Genomic DNA, 19,007 nt, shown 5'->3' with positions numbered 1-19,007 from the left:
ATCTTATTTTCTAAAGCTCTAGCTCTTTTAAATATTTATGTTTTTCCATTAAAGGGCGCTTTTCTTGAAGATCATTGAGTTGCTTAGGCAGCTCTTTTTTCTTTACTCAACAAACGAAGCAAGTTAGTTCAACAATCGATGCATATTGTTATAAAGATTAGCATAAAAACCCCTTACTTTATGAATAATAACTATTCAAGGGGTGATGAATCATAAATTATTTAAGAGTTATTATTTACATGTGTTTTTTAGGAATATTGATGCACGCTCAAATATCATTTGCTGAAACAGATGAGGAAGTACCCTTTTTAATTAACAATGGTAAATGTCCGAACTCGCAAAGTTTGAGACATATCAGTTCAGATAAAGGTCTTATAAATGCATTAAATACAATTATTCCTCAGGTTTATAAAGAAGATAATTATAAAGGTTGGAAAATAGAAACCATAGCACATCTTTCAAAAGCACCACATCCGGAAGCTTATTATGCAATGGCGAAACATTATTGCGGGGAGGAAATAGCTAACAATTCTTGGTTTGTGGAAGTACTCTTTCCGAAGTATTTACCGGCATATGATGCATCACACAGACAAATTTTCGTGACCAAAAATAAACAAGGCCAATGGTTTGCTTGGTTTAGATTTCATTAACCTTTCCACAAAGGACGCTAATGTTGAATAAACTTCACTTTTCTTCTTCAACTAAACCAGCTAATAGAAGGTTAATCGTTATTCAATTAAAGGGCACATTTTCAGAAGATGAATTTGCGCCTTTTTGCTTTTAATGTACCAATTATTCCGATTGATATTCATACGTCTTGAGGTGTGTGTGATTTATCAATTTAATCGTAGGTCCAGATGAAATTTCATAGGTCATTCGGTCTTTCCCAATTGGAATCCATTGTCCACCATCGGTTGGCTCTATATCAAACGTAATTTGTAATATAAAGCCACGAAAGCCATTAACTCTTCTTGTATCTATCACTTCAATTTTCCATGGAGCGACAGCAGGTGAAAAATCTTTTACAACCTTCGGATAATAATATTTACGCAAGTCCTTTTCGATATAAGGAGTAAGCATAATCATAAGCATATCCTGTAATCTTAGCTCTTTAGAGTCTTAAGTTGCTTCAGAAGATGAAACACCGGTTGTTTGAAAAGAAATAATAAGAACAAGGGATAGTACAAAAGTGATTAACATCTTTTTCATTTTCTTCAATACACCTCTTATACCTTTATCAAAATTAATTGTATTGTTTCCTCTTCGTATTAAAGTATGTGCTTATTCCACAATCGGGCGCTTTTCTGTAATGACGAGCGTCTTTCTTCATGAATAGGGACATTTTCTTGAGTAATACATTTAAAGAAAATCGTAATAGGCAATGAAATTTTGAAGATTTTCACTTAAACCAACAGAGCAGGATAGTAAAGAACATTTAGGGTACGTTACTTCTAAAAGGAGTAATCTAAATGATGAAAAATAAGAATGACAAAAAAGGTATCGAGAATACTCTTCTAGATACCTTTTATCTAAAGTTCACTGCAGCCTTAAAGGGTGCTTTTTTACGTCTCTTTTGACTATTAGGTTTTATTTTTCTAGTTCTAACCAACCCTCAAATAGGGTATCATCTTTTAAATCAAAATAGTATTTTACGAATCTCACAAATTCTTTAGTATCAATTTCTTTATATTTATAAAAATGGTAATATATTTTTAAAAATTTTTCAGCTTCTTTAACCTCTCCATTATCTTTAAATAATTCCCATAACTTTCTGGCAGATTTTCCATAAACATAGGAACTCATGTTGGATTCATATTGATTGAGAGGTAAATTTACTGGTAACTCTAAATTAGGATCTGGTCTGTACATTGAATTATAATCTTCAGTCTCTTTCAATTTGGAAAGTTTGAATAAACTCGCTGCAAATACTGCGAAACCTTCATCTAACCATGCATCACTATAAGGATCGTTGCTAACGATCCCATAAAACCATTGATGAGCAATTTCATGTATCACCATATTTTTTAGCTCTTGAGAATTACTAGGACCAGTATTATAAATCGAACCAACTGTAACTATTCCTGGATACTCCATCCCCATTCCATCTACTATAATATCAAATTGTTTGAAAGGATAAGGACCAATAATTTCTTCAAAATAGTTTATTGCAGCTATAGCCTCATCTGCTATTTCTCGATATAGTTTTTCTTTATTTTCATTAAATCCAAATACTCTAACGGAAGGGCCCCCATCATTTTCCACAAGTATAGGATCTTTTAAAATAGCGACAAATATTTCTTTTATATTCTTTGCTTCAATGGAACCAACGTTTGAACTCGGAAAGACTTCTTTATCAGATGAAGATACAAAGGTGAAACCTTTCGGAATATCGTATGTTAATTTAAAATTACTAAATCCAGTATGGTAAGTCTCTCCTCTATCTCGGTAAGACTCCTTGTTCCACCGAGAGTTCCTATATGTTGCAAGCATTGGGTAAAATTGAGCTAAATGAAAATTACCATTATTACTCTTTGTAAATCTTAAGCCTTGTTCAGGAAAGGTGAGTTCATAGGAAAAATAAACTTTAACTTCTTGATTAGGTTTCAACTTATGGGGAAGTTGAATATTTAAAGTATCTCTTTCTAATGTGTAAACGACTTTTTTTCCATCAATAGATATGTTATGAAAATTAACCGTAGAGGGATTTTCCAGCTCTGGTGAAACACTTTTTGTAAATATATTTGGTATAAAATAGAAGGTTAATTGTTCCCAATCATCGGTAGATAGATTTTTGATTAAACCGGTTAATTCAAATTGGAAATTTCCGTTAGTATCCATTGTTAGTTTAATGTCATAATCACTGGAATTTCCAGGATTTACTCCTTTGGAAATAAATTCTTCTCTATTCACTTTTTTAGTAACAGTCGATTCCAAGTTATCATCTTGTTTATTTAACTTCCATGCTGCGAAAAATACACATAATAAGACTAAAAATATAATAATTATTTTCTTCTTAATAACTTCCCCTCCAATCTACGTAACACTAAAAAAATTTACTCCACTATATGAATTTACTAAAAAGTTTTTAAATTTATACATATTTCTTGAACTTAATAGTTACTACGTTTCTCTACTCAAAATGTCGGATTTGATAATGATGTTCTACCACAATTACAGGAGAAATTGTTGAAATCGAAAATGAAAGATCTTTTGTGGAAAGCACAACGAAAAATTCACCAGATGGGTTCGATACAAAAAAAGTTCTAAAATAAAAGTTTGGGGACACAGAAAAACATCTTCAACAATCGGGCGCTTTTCTGAAATAGGAAAGCGTCTTTCTTCATGGAAAGGGTCATTTTCTTGAATAACACATTTAAAGAGAATCATTATGAAGCAAATATACTATGAAGATTATCACTTTCTAAAGGTGCAGGATAGTAATAGTTGAAGAAAGAATTATTGTAAATGAACAAGACATACTATATCTAAATAAAAAATAAGGGTGATGAAATTGGATAAACGTATTCCTCTTCTAATGGTTTTATTTAGTCTATTAATTTGCGTGTGGTGTTTTGGAACAGTAAAAAATGCAAAGTCGAGTGATACTCCTCCCTCTTTTGAGGAAAAGTACACTGAAGCTGGATATAAATCTGTAAAAGCTGCTGTTAAGGAATTTGAAAATCATTGTAAATGTGATGTAAAGGTACCCGAAAAGTTGCCTTCTATTTCTTTCACACATCAATATGGAAGATTCTTTGAAGATAAGAACTATAATGTGAATGATTCCCTGGAAATTAGGTTTATTAACAAAGATTTAAGTAATAATATTTATAAAATTGATATTCGTCCTTTAAAAAACAAATTGGACTTTGCAGATAAACTGAACTTAAATGGAAAAGAGTATACACTTCAAGATGGTGCAAAAGCCATTTATTTTGAGCATCAACTATTTAACTTTTTTGTATTTGAAAAAAATAATTTGCAGTATATACTTGGAATTTATAATAAAGTAGCCAACAAAGTAACACCTGAAACTTTTGTTCTAATAGCTAACTCAATTTAATAATTAATTTAAATAATAATTTAGATGAAAATCATTGGGACCTTATAAAATGAAATAGCCATCTGGCTGATTTCTCAACAGATGGCTATTTAGTGTTTAAAGTAGAGTTGACTAATTAATCTTCGTATTAAAAATCAATATCTCTTTTAGCTTGCATTTCTTGCTCCACATCTTGTTTTAAATATAAAACATAATCCATAACAAAATGTAAATCTACTTGTCCTTTATTGTACGCCGATTCCAGAGCTTCATAATTTCTAGCAACCAAATAATAAAATAGATCATCTTTGTTTATACCTTGAATTTCAGCAATTTCAATCATGCTTTTATCTTCCCGCATTTGGAAATATTCATTCTCAGAAAGGTTGAAAAAATTTGCTAAAGATTTAAAATCTCTTTTGTAACTAAAAACAACTTTTCCTTCATCGCTATTTTTTATATACGAAGAATTTTCAACGTTTTCTGTAGTCTGAGATTTTGCAGAAATTGAACTGTTTAAAAAAATGGAAATCAAAGAAATAAAGACTAGTGACGTGTATAAAATTTTTCTCATTGTACACTCCTTAATTATTTTTTATTTTTATTTCAACACAACTTATTATGTTCCAGAAATATTGATTTAAACTGCGTAAGGACAATGCTAACAGGGATATTTATGGTTAAGAATTTTGTAAATAGCTAAACTTTATAAACAATCAAAAGAGTTAAACTTGCTTTGTTTAAGAAAAAATATCCTTATGATCTTCTACAATCGGGCGCGATTGTTGAATATCACAAGACAAAAAAATAAATCTTTCTTTTTATAAAAAAGAAGCTTAAATATGTTAGATAATTATCCCTTTTGATTAAACTTCTATCAAAAGGGGTTCTTTTAAATTGCCGTAAAACGCACTTTTATCGATATATTTGTTTATAAACCGTTATTTCCATGCTACATTTATAAATCAAATTCATCTTTTAAAAGAGTCATTACATCCTCTTTTTTATTTATTTCATCTAAAGACAAACTCTCTTCATAAGTTTCTTCTACATCGACATCTAGCTTAATATTCTTAAACATCATATGTTTATCCGTATTATTTTTAACATCTATAAGCTTGTTATTGATGTTAAATTCTTTTAAAAGAGGAGATTTAGAATATAGATGTGGATATAAACTTGAAGCAACTGTTTTATTGTATAATTCCTCGTAGTATTTTGCTTTTTGAAACTGCTCTGTAGATTGTTTTTTGTATTTGATAGCTTCAATTCTATAATTACTTAACTTTTTATTTTCATCTCTTAATAATTTTACTTCAGAATATAAAGTATCTATCATTTCTTCTAAAGAATATAATTCTCTTATTATACCGATTTTATTATCTCCATATTTTTCAAAAATCATTTCTATGTTAGGTAGAAAAATTTCATCTGAATCATTTAAAGGTATTGAGCGCAAAATAGGGTCATTTAATTCCTGTAAGAAATCTTTTAATCTTCTACTCCAAGTGTTTCTACCTATATCTGTTTCTTGGTCCAGTAACGAAGGAGTAATTTTCACACCTTTAAATTTATATTTTATTTTAACTGCTAGCTCTTTTAGCTCTGAATCAGTGTAACTTTCTGGTCTTCCAGGTCCTTTTTTATATTCTTTAGAACTCATGATTTTTATCACTCTCCAATATCTTTGCGTCGACTATAGCTTTTAAATCCATGTAACTCACAAGGTTTTGTGATGTGGTTTGTAATAAATTCTGAGCAGCCTTATTGTCATTATTTATACTATTAGTAACTATATCTTTCATGAAATCAATTGCGTTTTCAATTTTAATTTTCATTTGGTTAGATTCATTAACCAACCATTCCATTCCTTCATTAAATTCTGAAACAGCAGGTTTGAAATAGTACTTATTACAGAATCTACAGTCCTCAATACAATTCATAGGAAACTCTTTCTCTAACTCTTTACAGATACCGTAATCAACTTGTCCAACAATTTGTTCTAAATCTAATTCTTCATAAGAAATCGTTTTACCAACATCGTACATATAGCGTTTCCAGCCGACTAATCCACCAGAAAAGTTTTTAGAAAATGAAAATCCTAATTTTTTCTGAGCCATTATATATACATAAGATGTGGCAAAATGCTTCGCATGAGAGAAATATTCATTTTGTGTATAAATACTTTGATGACCTGCCATATTTGCTACGGAAAGCATATTAAACCCTTGCAAACACATATTAATGATTGCAAAATGTCTGGTATCTCCAAATTTAACTCTTTCAATCTCATTAACCTGATATATCCCACTAACTACTTCATTATAAAAGTCATCCAAAATCGAATAAAAATCCCTTCTATTTAATCTCTGGTTTGATTTTCTTCTATTGTGTTTTCGAGGACGATGATAATAATAAAAATCGATATTAAATAGATAAGGAGAATTGTTAGGAATCTGTGTAGTAATTTTATTTATGATATTATTTAAAATATTATAAGTTGCTTCATCAATTTCTATCGACTCTTTGTTATTGTTGTTCTTAATTCTATAAATCGTAATGAAATACCTATCTTCACCATCAATTTGCGAAGTAAGTAAACAGTCTTTCCTCAAAAGTAGGAATTCAGTTGGTCTCTGAGGAATAATGTTTGTAATTAACCACCACAACATTATTGGCAAATATCTAAAAATGTTATCAATCGAATTGTTTCTAAAATATTCATTGATAATTTCGTCAAATTTCAGAACATCTTTTAAATTTGGTAATTCTCTATTTAAATATTTTTCGCCCGGAAATTTTTCACAAATATTAATTAATTCTTCTTTATTTTTAATCTGGATAAACTTTAAAAATAGTTTTAAATCACTGGCTAAATTCCCACCTTGATTTTTACTTTTTGTATATTCCTCATTTAAAAATATCTCTAATTTTACACTGTCTTTTAAACCATCACTACGCAAAATACAATTCTTAATAGATTGTATTTCGTTATACACAGTCATAGGTTTTTTTTTAGATTGTAACCTTAATAAGACATACCATTTTAAATAGTTTTGTAAAAAATTATCCCCACCTGTATTAAAAGAAAATTCCTTATACATGTCTTCTAATTCGTCCAAAATCTTCCACTTGGGTAATTTATATTTACCTTTGATTAAGTTTATTTGTGATAGATTATTAAACATTTCTTCGTATTCTTTCTCTTTAAATGTTAAAACACTGACTTTTCTTACTTTTTGCATGACTAAATTCTCGGAAATATTAGATATATTTATTTTTAATTCCACTTATAAATCACCTCAATTTAGTTAATTACAAGCTTATGAGCTACTTTTTTAAGTTTATGTGTTATTTGGTCTTTGGGTAAATATGCGCTACAGATATCTTCTCCGTATGATAATCGAGCCTCTTTCCAGATAAATAGATAATGCTTTAAAAAATAAGTATGTTTTCGGATTATAGCTGCATTATTCGACAAATGAATAAGATCTATAACCTCATTAAGTTTCTGTTTAAGTTCAATCAAAATTAAATATTGTGGTATAAAATATTCACATTTAAAACAACCTTCCAATAGTGGATATTCACAGGTTGGACTTATTAAACATTGACCAAATTCATTCTTGGAAGGAAGTTCATTTTTAGCTAACTTAACAATTAATTTTTTTATTTCATCCCTAGAATATTTTTTTAATCTTTCGACTACACTGTTGGACTTTGAATATATTTCATTTAATAACTTTGAGAAATCATCGTTCTCGCTTTCTTCAAAAAATCTTTCAATATCTCCTGATGATGTGTAATCTAAAAACAATTGAGCTATTTCTTCGGTTTTAATAGGAGAATACCTTTTTCTTAATTCTTCAATGGCGATTGTTCGTTCCTCTAAGGTATGTTTTACATTCTCATCTTGTAAGGCAAATAAAATTAAATAGTTATATAACCAACCAAAGTACCCTCTCCGAAATAAATTAATAGAGACACGATTAATATGGCCATCTTTATTAGTTAATTGGATATAAATAGCTGTAGAGCTAGAATCAACATGTGATCTGCTGTTTTGCGTTAATGTTAATGCCAAATCTGAATTCTCTGAATCCTCTTCCACAATACTAAAAAATAAATATGTTGCAACACTTCTATTCATTGCTTGACTATGAAACTTAAAATCATCTGGTAATTTACATTTCTTGAAAAACTCCTTGTGAGTACGAAGTCCACTAGTATATACAGTTTGAAACTTTGAATCACTAACAAATGTATTTAGTAATAGGGGGTTATTATTTTTTTGTCTGTGTAATTCACTGATGACTAATGCATGGGCTAAAGGCTCAATTAAATCAGGGGAAACTATAAAAGTTAAGAATTCTTCATTTTTACTAGCTCTTTTGTTTCTAAAATGAATATAAAGTTGGTTAATAACCAAATGTGATTCTCTTAACTTAAGATTAGTTGAATTTAACTCTTCTAATGATTTGATAGTTAAATCCTTTATATAGATATTAGGTGCTTGAAGTATTAAGTCTGCTCCACGTATAAAATCAGTTAGAAGGAGAAGTGTGTATGCCCACATATTCGCATAACCTTGATTTTCAATAGCCTCATTCTTATGAAATTTAACTTCTTTAGTGTATTCATAGATTTTATTGAATATAGCTGGGGAATACAGAGTGTCGTTTTTTTTTCTATTGGAGGAATCTATTATTATTTTCTCATCATTATTAATTCCTTTAATTGAATAACAATAATTCGTAAATCTGAGAATTAATACTTTATTTGTCTTTGTATTAGACTCATTAAGAAATATATCCAGCTCATTAACTTTTAAGAGATAAATTTCGTTTTTAAGGTTTTGTTGAAGATAAATAAATATCTTTTTGTATGTGCCTTCTCTATCTCTAATATATGAAATGGAACCTCTCATTTTATTAAATTGATTCCTTACAAATTCTTTAAATAAATTTAGAGTTTCTTTATATTTAAAATTCATGGAACAATCATTAATGAATATTAGTAATTCTGTTAAAGCTATACTCGAGTTATATTCTTTTGCTTTTAAATAGTTTTCAATGTCATGAGGGGGTACTTTCCAAATACCTCTAAAATCTTTTACAGCATTAGGAAAGTATTTTTCTATTCGCTGTACTATAGCCGTAAAGTTTTTGTTGATTCTTGAAGCCGCCTCTTTTAAAGAAATATATTTTTCATTATATAGTCTTTGTTTATTTAAAAAGAGATCAAAATCAGCTTTTGGAATTCGATATTCACCCTTAATTTTTTTTATATTATTAGATATACTACCATTTGTAATTAAACGTGTTACTGTTACAGCTTGTACGCCCAATAGCTTCGAAATATCTTTTCGTGTGTAATATTCCTTTTTTGCATCTGCTTCTAATTGCATTTGATACTCTGTTATGTCTCTAATTGGAATTTTCCATAGACGAGAGTGCTTCTTAGCATTAGGAAAAATAACGCCCCTTTTACATAAACTAGCCAGATATTGAGGATCTTTATTTAATTTATCCGCGGCTTCTTTTAAAGTAAAATATTCTTTGTTATTTAATCCTTCTAAAAAAGAATCTAGTTCCTCTTTAGAAATCAACCATTTCCCCTTTACTTTTTTTGAATTTATTAAAAAACCATTACCTATAAGATTCCTAACACTGGTAGGGCTACTATAACCTAATTTTTTCTGGACTTCTTTTAAGCTTAAAAATTCCTCCATAATTAATCCTCTCTTTCAATTAAGCTAGGTATATATACTTCATGAAGATTAGAAAACTTCTGTTGTATTTTTTCATGAATTCTAACAGATCGCTTTATATATGCTAACGAGGAGTTAAGATTATTATCTCCACGCGGCTGGGCTATTTCATAAGGATTTTCAGCAAATTCAGCTAATAAGTTTGAAAATGTACCTCTTCCTATATGCGTAGACCACTTTATTTGGTTTAAATGCAATCCTAACATTTTTTGCTCTATATCTGAGCTATTAATTAAAAGGTCTATGAATGCTTTTTTTACTTTTTCAAAATATTGCCTATAGCTTCTTTCAGACATGGCGTTTCCTGCAGCATTAACGAAAAGAGGGTTAGATGGATCTGAAGATTTATATATTGCCAAATGGTCTTTTATTAACGAGTTTGTCCAATTATTTAATTCAAAAACTAGTTGAAACCGTTTCTTTTTAACGCTACTATTTTCTTTTAAATCTGGACGAAGGTTTCTATTCATTAGTTTTAAAGTCATACCATGTTGAGAAACAGTTTTTAATACTTGATTTCTTGTTAAATTAACAACTTCACCAACCCTTAACCCTCCTAAAAATTGCATATATATTCCTAATGCAATTGGTTTGGCAACAGCTATGGCAACCTCAAAGAATAAAGGTATATAGCTAGGTGGAAAAGTATGTTCAATATTTTTCGGAGTAGCTGCTGGGTAAACAGGTGAAAAAGGTGACTCTAAAAATTCTCCGAATTTCCCATACTTAACGTTTATCTCTGGTAACTGAGTATTAAAGTTCTCTGATAACCATTTATAAAAATAAGATAGGGTTTGTTCAGCATTTTTTATAGTATCTTTTTTTAATCCTTCTTCTGTTAAAGTATTTAAGTACATATTTCCATGATTTAATTGTATATCTAAGATAGAGTCAATCCTGAGGCTCTTGTAATTCTTAATTAAATAGTTTAAAAATTTCACAATATTATTGGCATGTTTTTTTTGTGTATTAAACGCTTTATTCTGCCAAAAGCTCATAATAAATTCGGTTATAGGATGAATTAAATGAATATCAAGTTTTAAGCCTTTAATTCCTATCACGCATATTTGCCTTTTTTCTATTTTTCCATCATTGTAAATTACATAATCAATCCATATAGGTATAGAAATAAATTTAACATCTTCTTTCTTTAGAAATATTAAATTATCATTCCCCAATAAAATCACCCCTTTAATTTTAGAAAAATCTGATAATTCAAGATAACATAAAACACTTATTATGTGCAAAATATTTATGTACATTCATATGGAGATACGCTGGACGTGAAGGTGAATTAGTAGCACGCTGGATACTGGATAAAGTGAAAATTAAAAAGCCTTTGAAACGCTTATGGATTTCCTCTGTTACAGATAAGGCAATTAAAGATGGGTTTGCCAATCTAAAGCCAGGTAATGCATATGATAATCTATATGCCTCTGCTGTAGCTCGCTCAGAGGCAGATTGGTATATCGGGCTTAATGCTACTCGTGCTCTAACTACCCGCTTTAACGCACAGTTGAATTGCGGACGTGTACAAACACCAACAGTAGCAATAATTGCTGCACGTGAAGATGAAATTAAAAACTTTAAGGCACAAACTTATTATGGTATTGAAGCGCAAACAACTGACAACTTAAAGCTCACATGGCAAGACCAAAATGGTAATAGTCGTAGCTTTGATAAAGATAAAATCGATACACTGGTGAAAAAAATAGGAAATAGCAATGCTATTGTTGCGGACATTGAAAAGAAGCCTAAAAAATCCTTTGCACCTGGACTTTATGATTTAACTGAATTGCAGCGGGATGCCAATAAAATCTTCGGCTACTCAGCGAAAGAAACATTGAGTCTCATGCAAAAACTCTATGAGCAACATAAAGTGTTAACTTATCCACGTACGGATTCTCGCTTTATTTCACAGGATATCGTTGCCACACTACCAGAACGCTTAAAGGCCTGTGGTATTGGTGAATATCGCTCCATCGCCAATAAACTGCTTACTAAACCAATCAAGCCAACAAAGGCCTTTGTCGACGATAGTAAAGTATCAGATCATCATGCAATTATTCCAACAGAGGGCTATGTAAATTATTCAGCTTTCACAGATAAGGAACGTAAAATTTATGATCTTGTTGTAAAGCGTTTCCTAGCTGTTCTACTCCCTGCTTTTGAATATGAGCAACTAACACTTCGTGCAAAAATTGGCGATGAAAGCTTTATTGCTCGTGGAAAAACGATTTTATCATCTGGCTGGAAGGAAGTTTATGAGCATCGCTTTGATGATGAGGACACAGCAGATGACGTAAAGGAACAAATACTACCACGCATTGAGAAGGGCGATATGTTAAAAGTAAAGCTTCTTGCCCAAACTTCTGGTCAAACAAAGCCACCTGCTCGATTTAACGAAGCTACACTTTTATCAGCCATGGAAAACCCAACAAAATACATGGCAACGAATAATAAAAAATTAGCCGACACATTAAAATCTACGGGTGGTCTTGGCACAGTCGCAACACGTGCAGATATTATTGAAAAGCTTTTCAATTCCTTCTTAATAGAAAAGCGTGGTGGCAAAGATATTTACATTACCTCTAAAGGTCGTCAACTACTCGACCTAGTGCCAGAGGAATTGAAATCCCCTGCCCTGACAGCAGAATGGGAGCAAAAGCTTGAGCTTATTGCAAAGGGTAAGCTAAAAAAAGATGTATTTATTAGCGAGATGAAAAATTACACAAAGGAAATTGTTACAGAGATTAAGGGTAGTGACAAAAAGTATAAGCATGATAATATCTCTACCAAATCCTGTCCTGATTGCGGTAAACCGATGCTTGAAGTGAATGGCAAGAAAGGAAAAATGCTTGTCTGTCAAGATCGCGAATGTGGTCATCGTAAAAATGTCTCACGTACCACAAATGCACGTTGTCCACAATGTCATAAAAAATTAGAGCTTCGTGGAGAAGGCGATGGTCAAATTTTCGTTTGTAAATGTGGCTATCGCGAAAAATTATCAGCCTTTGAAGCAAGACGCAAAAAAGAAGGCGGAGGCAAGGTCGACAAGCGCTCCGTACAAAAGTACTTAAAGCAGCAAAACAACGAGGAGCCTGTGAACAATGCACTTGCTGAAGCATTGAAGGGGTTAAAGTTCGATTAATTAAAAAGAGCAAATTCACTCTATATGTGAATTTGCTCTTTTATTATGCATACTCATCCCTTCTAAACATATCTTGAATTGACTGAATATTCTATATCGAGGGAGGTTTTTAATGGAAGCAAAAGATTTTAGGCCACGTAATGTAATTTTTATGACGGTTGTTGTAGGTGTCTCTGTGTTAATTGGCCAAGCTATTTATGTCTTGTTTATTGATGTACCTTTTCCATAAGAAAGATTTATATCTTTAATTGACTAAGTAAATATTTCCCATTATTGATTATTTCCTGATGATTCGGTTTCCATTTTTGTGCCTCTAGATTATGCTGATAGGCATTTTCAAATAACCGTAACCCCCTGTATAAAAGGCTTAATTGTAAATGAGGAATCCATGTTGAATAAGCATGCTTTTGGATAGTCATTGTATCGGCAGGAGCTTGTTGCAAGGCTTGAGAGTACCAGTAAATAGCCTCTTTATGTTTTAATTGCTCCATAAAAAATTGGCCCATTCGGCAACATGCTTCTGGCTTTGGTCGATCATATAGGAAAGATTGCAAAACAGCTTGCTGTGCTTGTTGATCATCATGTAAACATCGATAGCATTCCCCTACTTGTAAACAAGCCTCAATGCGATTATCTGTAGTGCCTAAGTTGCTATCCAAAAATAGATTGTATTGATTAATAGCTTCTAGATAACGGTGATGTAATTTTAGTTCATTCGCATAATGAAATGTCTCAATTGCTGAAAGAGAATGTCCATTCTTTACTAATGCCTCATAAATATTTATATTGCGATGAATATCTTTCGTTAACGGTAAATGTGTGACAGCGATATCACTATGATAGAGCTGCCCTGACACCCTTAAATTCTCATGAACAGCACCCTCCCATTGAAAATGATTCGCCCTTTTTACTAAACGAAACTTTCGTTCACTACACTCCACTTCCCCATCACAATCAAGCGTCAAATAATAATCCATTGTTACAGCATCAATAGAAGGAAATAACGTTTGCTTTAGCTGGCTGAATTTGTGCTGATTTTCCTTTGTCATAACATCATCTGCATCAAGCCATAAAATATAGTCTTTTGTTGCCTGCTGAAAGGAAAAATTTCGTGCTTTGGCAAAATGATTACACCAGGAAAAGTCATAAATTCGAGAGGTAAAATTTTGTACAATCTCTTTTGTACGATCAGTTGAGCCAGTATCAATAATATTAATCTCATCCACGAGGTGCTGAACAGAATCTAAGCATCTTTCAATCGTACATTGTGCATTTCTAACAATCATACATAAACTAATCGTTAACATCTGTCCCCTCCTTAGCAATGGTTTAATTTATGCTAATGCAGTATTTTATCGAAAAAATTTTTCGATTATCACCTAACTTTGTAAATTTATAATGTAAAACAAAAAAACGAACGCGATTTACGTTCGTTTTTTTAGCAATTGAAATCCTATTGAATCAAGATAAATATTGCTCACGCCATGTTAATTGTTCTTCTTCTGTAAGCTGTTGCTCTAAATGATGATCCCATTGATTGAGTAATGTATTCCATACTCGTACAAATACGATATCCTGTTCCTTATCATAAAGAACAAACTCTAAACATGGGCTATCATTAATTTGTTGCGCCTCTGTTTGAACAATTTTTGCGATGACTTTCTGAGAGCTACCTTCCTCTTTTTCATCCGCTTCCTGTAAAGCTGCAATCACCATGGACTCCTCAAATTGTTCCTGTTGTTCTGCCTCTTTGTCAATATAACGATAAAGCTCTGGCAATTCATCATATTCATCATTACTTGTATCAATAGTGAGAAACGATTGATGGCAAGGACTAAAGTAAAGCGTGGAGGTTTCTTCCTCTAGTTCTTCTTCAAAAATACCTCGTTCTAGCTGCCTCTGACCTTTTTCAGTTAGCCTATAGAAATCATCTTCATTCCTCACAAGGTTTACTCGAATCATTAAAGAAACCAAGTCTTCAATAAATAACGGGTCTACAAGCAATAACTCGCTCAATTCCTGTGCGTTGCTAAAATCCGCCTCTTGGATACTAAGCAGAAGCATTGTCATTAAGACATCCATTGTTGAACGACGAACAGGCTCATAGGTCACATCAACTGTTCGAATGGGAATACACCATTCAGCCGTTTTGACAATTTTAATATTACGATTCTGCTGAAGCTCACGCATTAGTCGTTGTTGTAATTTTGACAATCTACATCACCAATCCTTCATGATTACGCAAGCCATCGTAGGATTTTACTGTTTTTAACAAATTCGCATACATCTCTCTTGTCTCTTGATGTTTTGCACGTTTTGCAAACATTTCTGCACTTCCAACAAGCAGTAGTAACTCACGGGCACGAGATAGCGCGACATTTAATCGACGATAATCTCTGGCAAAGCCAATATCCCCGCCTTTAGGTGTATTACGAACCATGCTCACTAAAACGACATCCATTTCCATCCCTTGGAATTTATCAACAGTCCCTGTTCTAAATTGCAGATGTGGTAGCTGTAATTCTTGCTGAAGAAGACGATTAATTTTCTTTACCTGCTCACCGTAGAAACTGATGACACCAACGCTTTTTTGAGCATCCTGCGGCATACGCCCTGCTTCTTTTGCTGCCTTCACAGCTTCATTGAGATCTAGTAAAATACGTCTAATTGTGAGCAATTCTCCTTCATTAAAACGACTCGTTCCCCCTTTTACTTGCTCCTCTAAATAAGGTTTTTCTGTTGGAATATCAATCCACAGTAAATGGTCATCACGTTTTATAAACTGCCCTTCTAAGCCATGATCTCTTGCTGCATCTGAATCTGGTAAGCCACATTGCAAGCCATTTTCTTCTTCCGCATAAAACGGTGTGATACTTTGCATGATTTTCTCATGCATGCGGTATTGCAATGCTAGCATTTGCTTATGTGTTGGTGGCAAATTATTAAACAAACGCTCAAATAATGATTCACGCAACAGATTTTTTAATTCCTGTGCGCCTTCAAAGTTTGGATTTTCTTCTAGCATTGCCTTTAATGTTTCCTCCAGCGTATCATCCCCAAGTAATGGTGGTAGCTGATGATGATCACCTACTAAAATAACTTTCTTCCCCTTTAGCATTGGTAAGAGCAATTCTGGTGGTGTTGCCTTTGAAACTTCATCAATAATAACCACATCAAAGGTCGGATAATTTTCCATAAACTCCTTACTGGCAGAAGCTACGCATGTTGTACCAATAACGTTCGCATGACGCACATACAATTTTCGAATTTCATCTAAATCATACTCTGTTGCGTTTTGTAATTTTTCACGCCATTGTTCTTGTAGTTTTTTGTGAAGAGGTAGCTGTTTTTCCTGACGTTGGAATGCTTCGATTGCTTGCTTTGCAGTTTGAATAGCTTCCTTCACCTCTTCAGCCGTTCGTTCTGGCATAGATTGTAAAAGCTTTGTAAAGGTAGCTAGTTGCTTTTCTTTCTTCAATCCTGCTATATTAATATCTTTTATTTGTTCTTCTATAAGCGTTAGCTGCTGTTCTACTTCCTGCAAGTTTGTTTGGACAGTCTGTAAAGAGGCTTGTTTAGGAACGAGTTGTACTTTAGCCTGTTCCACTGCCTCCAGTTGCTGCTTTGCTTGTAGAAGAGACTCTCTAGCTTGTGAGGCAAGAATTTTTAAATAGTCTACAGATTCTTCTGGTTCTTCAGTAATTTGAAAGGCGTTTGCTAATTGTTGTAACCGCTCAGTATGCTGGATAAATGGTTGGAGCTGCCGCTGGTAACTTTGCACATCAAAGCTAGTTATTGCACATTCCTGATGAATTAAAGTTCCAAGATTTTTACGAAAAGTTTCGTATTCCTGATCTTTATGCTCTTGCTGTTGCTTTAGTGCTATACCCTTTTGCCAAACAAAATCACGACGCATATATAGCCCGAGCAAATAACTTTCAATAACATCACTTGCTGGTGCTTGACCATCTTGAAAAGCCGTGTTTAATTGTGCGAATACACCAGTAAGGTTTTGCAAAGAAAACGATTGTACCGGTTGTAGTCTACTTTTAGCAAGGGCACGCTCCTTGCCTTCATGCGTAACCAAAGCCTCAAGCTTCACAATTGCTTTTTGTAAACGCGCATTAATCGTTGACCATGCCTCTAAATCTTTCGCATCCTCTAAATGCTGCAAGCGATCAATTTGTTGCGAAAGTACATGAGAAGGGCGAATTTGATAATGCTGTAAAAAACGCTGGATAAGCTCAAATGAGGTTAAGGTGTATATATATTTTTGCGCTTCCTTCATGATTACTAGACGATTACTTTCGATTTCATATTTCTGCTGTATCTCTTCAAATTGCTGTGTTAACTGGTGCTTTTGTTCTTGTAGTTCTTTATATTGAGCAGCAGCCTCTAGATGATTCACTTTTTCAGTAGTTTCCTGAATCGTTCCCTGTAGTTGCTCGACTGAAGGGTAATCAGCAAGGGTCTGTTCAAGCTGCTGTACAATTGGCTCAATTTGTGCGAGCTGTTTTTCATAATGCTCTTTTTGAGTCTCACATGTTTGTTGCTCTGTTTTAGCAGCCTTCAATTCTTTTTTTAATGCTTGAATCTCCTGCTGTAAAATGGGTTCCTCAATAGCTGCCTGCTCTTTTGCAACAATTTCCTGTGTTAATTGCTCTAGCCATTGCTCTAATTTCTCTAGCTCCTCTTTTGCTTTTACCAGATTTGCTTCTAACTCTTGCTGACGTTCTGGAAATATTGTAATTGCTTCTTCAATCGCAGCAAGTGTCTGCTCACGCCACTGAAGCGCAACATTTTCCTCTATAAATTTTTTACCCTCTTCCTCAATACTTTCCGTTCTACCATAGCGTAAAATTCGAATTTCTTGATTGGACAGTAAGCGTCCTAATGCATTATCTACAGCTAAATTAGACTGTGAGGCAACAAGTGTTTTTAAGCCTGCTTTTACATTTTGCTGACAAATCTCTGAAATGACAGTTGTTTTCCCCGTACCAGGTGGACCCTGAATGACATACAAATCCTCAACTGATAGTGCACCTAAAACGGCTCGTCGTTGATATTCATTTAAATTATTATGAAACTCAATATCTTCGCGTAGCTTGGATGCGCGAACTGTAGGACGCCGCTCAAACAATATTGTTTCTAAATTAGGGTTTACTGCCTCACCCTTTTCTAGCTTTGTAAAACCATTACGTAGTCGTCGAATTTGGCTTAATGTTGCAAAATTACTAAAGCTCGTTTGTTTTGAACGAAGATTCAGTTGGTCCTTGCGAGCCAAATCCTGTATAAAAGGCTTTACATCAATTTCTACCGTTTGCTTTCCTGCATTAGCCTTTATAACTTGTCCTATTTCGCCTCGAATTCCTTGAATGCTAACACTTAAACCATCTAACCTTTTCCATTCTTTACTCTTTATGTAGGGACATACAATGGTTAAGCGTGTAAAGTCTTCATTGAAATAGCTTTGCTTAAATTCTGTATGAATATCATCAATGGTTGCATCTCGTTCTTGTATTTTTAAATAGCCTTCCCAGCTGGCTATACGCTTTTTTACATACTCTGTACGTTCTTCTGCAATCGGTAACTGTCTTATTTTGGTGTGCAAATCAAGTGGAATACCTGCTCCATTATTAGGCTTCGTCACAAATTGTAATGCGGCTGCTAAGCGACGATTTGTGTTAATAGGTCCACGCATATGGACAAATCGAATATTGGTTGCCAGCAATCCTTCCACCTTTAGCACACAATCCATAATAACCGTTTTCTCAGCAAGAAGATCGCTTAATTTTTCATTGTCCTCCGCATTAAAATAGATGGATAAAAAGGTTTCACCAACTGTTTTTGCTTTTCGTTTTTCAATATAGACAGTAAAAGATCTTTGTAACGCAAAAAAGGCATGCTCGTTTGCTGAGCATTCCTCTACCGCTTCCTTCGCCTTATTGGTCAAAATAAGATTACAGCGTTGTTTTTCTAGTAAAGCGATGTCCTGCATGAGCAGCCCTCCTTCCTGTGTCACTAAAGTTTTATTTTATCACATC

General features: G+C 32.9%; 11 protein-coding genes and 2 pseudogenes. 3 read left to right on the top strand and 10 right to left on the bottom strand.

Annotated elements, in window-relative coordinates:
- Positions 1 to 239: 239 nt before the first annotated feature.
- On the top strand, positions 240 to 650 hold the full coding sequence (locus tag NY607_RS11955) for a hypothetical protein (protein ID WP_253294173.1): 411 nt from the start codon (positions 240 to 242) through the stop codon (positions 648 to 650).
- 142 nt (positions 651 to 792) lie between these two features.
- Here the strand turns inward: NY607_RS11955 and NY607_RS11950 are convergent.
- Together NY607_RS11950 and NY607_RS11945 are read right to left on the bottom strand one after the other, a co-directional pair.
- A pseudogene (locus NY607_RS11950) lies at positions 793 to 1,209 on the bottom strand (DUF3888 domain-containing protein).
- A 378-nt stretch (positions 1,210 to 1,587) separates the two neighbouring features.
- Complete coding sequence (locus NY607_RS11945) at positions 1,588 to 2,934, bottom strand: M1 family metallopeptidase (RefSeq protein WP_259419746.1); 1,347 nt, start codon at positions 2,932 to 2,934, stop codon at positions 1,588 to 1,590.
- A 571-nt stretch (positions 2,935 to 3,505) separates the two neighbouring features.
- Between NY607_RS11945 and NY607_RS11940 the strand changes: the two genes are divergently transcribed.
- Entirely contained in the window at positions 3,506 to 4,063 is a 558-nt protein-coding gene (locus tag NY607_RS11940) for a carbon monoxide dehydrogenase (RefSeq protein WP_259419744.1), read from the top strand.
- 127 nt (positions 4,064 to 4,190) lie between these two features.
- On the opposite strand, the gene NY607_RS11935 is transcribed toward NY607_RS11940, so the two are convergent.
- The 5 genes from NY607_RS11935 to NY607_RS11915 form a co-directional block, all read right to left on the bottom strand.
- Positions 4,191 to 4,616 carry a hypothetical protein gene (locus NY607_RS11935; RefSeq protein WP_259419743.1) on the bottom strand — a complete coding sequence of 142 codons (426 nt, stop codon included), beginning with the start codon at positions 4,614 to 4,616 and terminating at the stop codon, positions 4,191 to 4,193.
- Between the two features lie 384 nt (positions 4,617 to 5,000).
- Complete coding sequence (locus NY607_RS11930) at positions 5,001 to 5,705, bottom strand: hypothetical protein (protein WP_259419742.1); 705 nt, start codon at positions 5,703 to 5,705, stop codon at positions 5,001 to 5,003.
- Positions 5,695 to 7,332: a hypothetical protein gene (locus NY607_RS11925; protein WP_259419741.1), complete on the bottom strand. Its 1,638-nt coding sequence runs from the start codon at positions 7,330 to 7,332 to the stop codon at positions 5,695 to 5,697. Before NY607_RS11925 ends, NY607_RS11930 begins: the two co-directional genes overlap by 11 nt.
- Positions 7,333 to 7,349: 17 nt before the next feature.
- Positions 7,350 to 9,773, bottom strand: a complete 2,424-nt coding sequence (locus tag NY607_RS11920; protein ID WP_259419740.1) for a helix-turn-helix domain-containing protein — start codon at positions 9,771 to 9,773, stop codon at positions 7,350 to 7,352.
- A 2-nt stretch (positions 9,774 to 9,775) separates the two neighbouring features.
- Complete coding sequence (locus NY607_RS11915; protein ID WP_259419739.1) at positions 9,776 to 10,990, bottom strand: site-specific integrase; 1,215 nt, start codon at positions 10,988 to 10,990, stop codon at positions 9,776 to 9,778.
- 98 nt (positions 10,991 to 11,088) lie between these two features.
- Here NY607_RS11915 and NY607_RS11910 point away from each other — a divergent pair.
- A pseudogene (locus tag NY607_RS11910) lies at positions 11,089 to 12,963 on the top strand (DNA topoisomerase III); the annotation flags it as partial.
- Between the two features lie 236 nt (positions 12,964 to 13,199).
- On the opposite strand, the gene NY607_RS11905 reads toward NY607_RS11910, so the two are convergent.
- From NY607_RS11905 to NY607_RS11895, 3 genes are all read right to left on the bottom strand, one after another.
- Complete coding sequence (locus tag NY607_RS11905) at positions 13,200 to 14,270, bottom strand: glycosyltransferase family 2 protein (RefSeq protein WP_131520716.1); 1,071 nt, start codon at positions 14,268 to 14,270, stop codon at positions 13,200 to 13,202.
- A 154-nt stretch (positions 14,271 to 14,424) separates the two neighbouring features.
- Positions 14,425 to 15,177 (bottom strand): hypothetical protein, encoded by a 753-nt coding sequence (locus NY607_RS11900; protein ID WP_259419738.1) that lies wholly within the window; start codon positions 15,175 to 15,177, stop codon positions 14,425 to 14,427.
- Position 15,178: 1 nt separating this feature from the next.
- Complete coding sequence (locus NY607_RS11895; RefSeq protein WP_259419737.1) at positions 15,179 to 18,961, bottom strand: DEAD/DEAH box helicase; 3,783 nt, start codon at positions 18,959 to 18,961, stop codon at positions 15,179 to 15,181.
- Between the last annotated feature and the right edge of the window lie 46 nt (positions 18,962 to 19,007).

The organism is Lysinibacillus sp. A4 (genome assembly GCF_024919535.1).
In the GTDB taxonomy this organism is placed as follows: Bacteria; Bacillota; Bacilli; order Bacillales_A; family Planococcaceae; genus Lysinibacillus; species Lysinibacillus capsici.
Note: the sequence above shows the minus strand (reverse complement) of the source record. Positions and strands in the feature narration are given on the sequence as shown.